This window comes from Salinivibrio sp. MA427 (assembly GCF_001996115.1).
In the GTDB taxonomy this organism is placed as follows: domain Bacteria; phylum Pseudomonadota; class Gammaproteobacteria; order Enterobacterales; family Vibrionaceae; genus Salinivibrio; species Salinivibrio costicola.
On the sequence record NZ_MUFH01000268.1, the window covers coordinates 1 to 3,421 of the forward strand.

2 protein-coding genes are annotated in these 3,421 nt (G+C 47.8%); one reads left to right on the top strand and one right to left on the bottom strand.

The genetic code is table 11. From position 1 onward, the window contains the following. Positions 1–795 (top strand): MalM family protein (locus BZG79_RS13060; RefSeq protein ID WP_077774614.1); only part of this gene is annotated, 795 nt, incomplete at its 5' end. Positions 796–897: 102 nt separating this feature from the next. Here BZG79_RS13060 and BZG79_RS13065 read toward each other — a convergent pair. Continuing rightward, a complete protein-coding gene (locus BZG79_RS13065; protein WP_077661102.1) occupies positions 898–2,985 on the bottom strand; it encodes a methyl-accepting chemotaxis protein in 2,088 nt (695 codons plus the stop codon). Positions 2,986–3,421 lie beyond the last annotated feature (436 nt).

The window sequence follows — 3,421 nt, forward strand, 5'->3', positions numbered from 1 at the left end:
TTATTACTTAATGGGTGCTCGACGAGCGTTGATGACCAATATCAGGTTGCACCTATAGGAAAGGCAGTGACGCAGATTCAACAAGCGAAAAAACTGCCGTTAGAAATGGATCAAGAGATCAAGTTAGCGGTGACCGCGCAAACACAAACGCTCGATATCCATAGCATTGATAGCCCTGGCGTTATTTTTGAATTACCCATGGTAAAAAATGGATTGGATGTCAATATCGAGACAGAAATAAACGATAGTGTTTTTGTCCCAAGTGCCAAAGTGATTAATCAGTCTGGCGATATTCGTGCTGAGCTTGATGATCAAGGTTTGGTTTATCTAAAGCCCCGTCTAGCTGATGGAAACCGTTTGCAAGGTAATATTAAAGTCCATCCACAAATAGGTGACAGTGCGCTCTACTTGGTTGTTTTTACTGATAAAGATAAACTTAATGAAACGGTGGCGGTCAGTCATCCAGCGAAACTAGACGCAGAGGGAAGAGGGAATTACTTTCCAGAGGTAGGCGATATTCAAGTTCCGCGCGCTTTAACCGGGAAGCTTTCAATTGAGGCAACCGCCTTGGGAGCACGTACTGATGATCCGTCTACTGTGCTGCCAGTGCTCTCCAACACTGAACGTCCGCAAAAAGAAAGCGTGAATTTTTACCACCAGGCTATTCGAACCGCGATTGCAGACAACGATGTCGACAAAGCAATGGGATTGCTGCGTGATGCTGAGCAATTGGGTATTGCCGACGCTGATCAAGTCTTTCGTGAAGCGATGAAAGCACAGTTAGATCGGCAGTAATCGAGCTTTGCAGTGACGTTTCATCACATAGCGATTCTAGACAGCAAATAAAAAGGGCACCTGCAAATGGTGCCCTTTTTGCGATCAAGACAGAGTGCCGGATTAGACTTTGAACGTCTCGACCAGCTGACGGATGGTGGTGGCTTCTTGGTTCAGCGTATGGTTTGCGCCTTGTGCTTGCTCACTGAGCGATAAGGTTTGCTCTATACGTTGTGAAAGGGCTTGGATATTTTCGGCCACTTGCTGCGAAACGGCACTTTGCTCCTCGGCTGCGCCTGCGGTTTGATAATTGATATCGCCGAGCTGGTGTACCAAATCAACAATCTCGTTTAAGGTCTGCTGAACGGAGACACTCGCTTGATAACCCTCTGCGGCACCGCGCTCACCTTGCTGGATAACCGCTTCAATATCCGTCAATAGTTGGTTGAATGTTTCAAGCGTCGATACGATTTGATCGACAGACTTTTGTGAATGCTGGGCTAACGCGCGTACCTCGTCAGCGACCACCGCAAATCCTCGGCCAGCTTCACCGGCGCGTGCTGACTCAATCGCGGCATTGAGCGCCAATAAGTTCGTTTGATCCGAAATGCCACGAATATCATCGAGGAGTGCGGCAATATCGCTACCACTGGCTTTGACTTCGCTGACAAAACTGTTGGCTTTTTGTAGATCATTGTTCGCTGTTTGATTGCGCGCTACGTTGTTGGTCACATTATCCATACATTGATTCAGTGACGACACCACCGCGGCATTTTTCTCTTTGGAGGCTTCAGAGTTGGTTGCCACATCTTTGGACGTTGCTGTTAGTTGTTCCATGGCCGTCGCCGCTTGATGCAAGGTCTCCGTATTTTCAGATAGCGCTTGATGCGCATCGGTGATCGCATGGTTAGCCGTCGTTGAAGTATCCGATAAGCGTCCACCTGCTTGCTGAATTTGGCCAACCATCGACTGTAGCGCATCCAGCATCTGATTGACTGACTGTTTGATACTATCAATCTCGGTTTTACCCGTGACGGATAAACGCTGAGTTAAATCCCCACCGCCTTGCGCAATCGCCTGAATGGAGTGATCAACACTGGTTAACGGCGCCAATTGGCGTTTGATGACGACTTGAATGATGATAAACGCCAAAATCAGCACGATACCACTTACCAGATAGATGGTGTTTTGGATATGCGTCTCGGCCTCGGTCATCATTTGATTGAGTTGCGTCACCGGTGCCATAGCAGCAGATATAGGGGTCACAATCATCACCGACCAGGTCTTGGTCATATTGCCAAACTCAATGGGTTGCGAGACGTAAAAGTGCGAATCGGTTTGCTTGAATTGGTTTGTTGCGTTCTGGCTTAGAAGGTTAGAAAGTGGTTGGTAAGCAGGAGAGGAAAGTCCTGAGACCGCAGCGCCATGTTGAACGTGCTGATCGGTACTAGCCACAATCCGACCATCTTGACTGATAACAAATAGTTCCCCGTCATTATCGGCACGTTTGGCTAAGAGTGATTGGATTTGCGAGGTCTTGAGCGTACTTCCCACCATAGCAACCGTTTTATCAAAGCGAAAAACGGGAGTTGTCACATCGAACACCGTTTGCGTCTTACCATTAATCTGAGCCGTTCTTGGATCAGTAATACAATCTTTTTGTGTGTTCACCGGGCACTGATACCAAGGGTTGGATTCTGAAAAGTTTTGAGCGGCTTGAAGACGCATTTCTCCGTTCTCATCCACCGATACAGACGGTACATAGCGTCCATCCGCTGCACTGGTTGGGTCGCCATAATAAAAGGCATCGGCCCCTAAGACGTTTTTTTGCCACTCGGTATAGATGTTGTGCCACTCAGGCTGACGTTTCAAAATCGAATACATGATCCTAGGAATATCATCACGATCGAGGATCCGCGATGACTTATTCTTCTCCGCTTCTGACGTATATATCTGAGCAATGGTTCGCACCGTATCGAGCGGAGAAGCGATGTAGGCATGAATCTCTTCACTGAGTGCTGTTGCCCGATTCTGCATTTTTATCACCTGATCCCGCTTCACATTCTCTGTCACCTGAGATGACATTGCTGATTGACTGGTATTCAGCGTTGAAAGAGAGATGGTGCTGACCAAACCCAGACCGACTAACACGATTGCAGAGGCCGTTAGGCTGATTCGTTGGCTGATAGAGAGGTGACGCAATTTTTTCATAATCACTTTCCGCACAAAGAAAAAATTCGGAGGTCGTCGGGCGGCGTGACGATGGGTGTCGTGCTAGCGAGCAATGACACAACAGATAACGCGCGCCGACGGTGACGATCAGAGTTTCTAGTGTTGCTCAAATAGACAACAGGCACATCCTCCTTATTTGCGCTTGTAACGCTTGCAATAAGGAGGAGATCAGGAGGGGGAGAGAGCTAATTTGAACGATCAGCTTAAGCCGATCCAGCGCACACCACATTGTCTTGACCGACGTTGTCACGTTGCGACGATCACACTACCTGGATTAAAACAGCAAGCGAAACTGCGCTTATTCACAATTTTGTTACTAACGGAGGAGGGCGTAGGCAGATGGAGGAGGTTGCATGTTAGCGCATGTGCTAGCGGTACGAAGCTTTCACTGATCCACAATCATTAAAAATAATTC

What these genes read in the sequence shown, in the direction of transcription:
- BZG79_RS13065 (WP_077661102.1), bottom strand. Translation starts at nt 2,985, where the DNA reads ATGAAAAAATTGCGTCACCTCTCTATCAGCCAACGAATCAGCCTAACG.